Here is a 753-nt window from a genome sequence, read left to right on the forward strand (position 1 = left end):
CTGTTATCGCCTCGACGGTCACAGCAACGGCGATCACCTCAGAGCCCGTGCGGCAAGAAATGGAGCCGTCCAGCGAGCTGCGCGAGCTGATTGAGGCGCACAAGGTAGAATACGCGGCATTTGGCAAGGCCGCTCACAAAACGGGAGGAAGCGTCCTCGATCGCGACCGAGCGAGCCAAAGGGAGGAAAGGTCCCTGCTGGCCGTCTGCGCTTACCCAACGGTCAGGGAAGGCGATGGCTTGGCCAAGGCCAGGTATCTCTTGGAGGTCGAAGCGCGCGGCGAACTCGACCTGCCTGAGCATATGCAGGCTTTGCTCCGCTCAACAATGTGAGACCGACGGGCAGGAAGCCGGTCACCAGCGGCAGCCGCCGCTATTCCTTGGAAGGTTCGGTGATGACAGGGGTACGGCTGTCGCGTGCCAGAACCGCAGATCAAGGTCACCGCCTGTCACGGCCTCATCTGGATACTGGATGACAAGCTCAGGCCCGGCAAATGCCGCAAGTGCGCCGGTGAAGATATCGGTCATCGTTTCCTCGCGGAACCGCCCCCGCATAAGCTTCCTCTCCCGGTCCAGAAGATGGCCGATCAGTAGCGGCAGCGTCGTTGCCAGATCGCACATCGTCGTAGACATCAAATCCCCTCCCCCTTCCCTGCGTCACGGTCATGACACTGCACATGTTCTTATCCGGGTCCAGCCAGAATCAGCTTCAGGGCGATCTGGCGATTGTAGAAAGTGCGGCGTGAACTATCAC

Annotated in this window: 2 protein-coding genes; one reads left to right on the forward strand and one right to left on the reverse strand. The window is 60.4% G+C overall.

The genetic code is table 11. The features are described 5' to 3' along the window. A partial coding sequence (locus tag EN780_RS36060; RefSeq protein ID WP_128276585.1) for a hypothetical protein occupies positions 1–332 on the forward strand: 332 nt, incomplete at its 5' end. Between the two features lie 21 nt (positions 333–353). Here EN780_RS36060 and EN780_RS36065 read toward each other — a convergent pair. Next, positions 354–632, reverse strand: coding sequence for a DUF6615 family protein (locus EN780_RS36065; RefSeq protein ID WP_128276586.1), 279 nt, complete (start codon positions 630–632; stop codon positions 354–356). Positions 633–753: the final 121 nt, after the last annotated feature.

The organism is Mesorhizobium sp. M4B.F.Ca.ET.089.01.1.1 (assembly GCF_004022605.1).
In the GTDB taxonomy this organism is placed as follows: domain Bacteria; phylum Pseudomonadota; class Alphaproteobacteria; order Rhizobiales; family Rhizobiaceae; genus Mesorhizobium; species Mesorhizobium abyssinicae.

Coding starts and splice junctions, on each gene's coding strand:
- EN780_RS36065 (WP_128276586.1), bottom strand. CDS start 632: ATGTCTACGACGATGTGCGATCTGGCAACGACGCTGCCGCTACTGATC.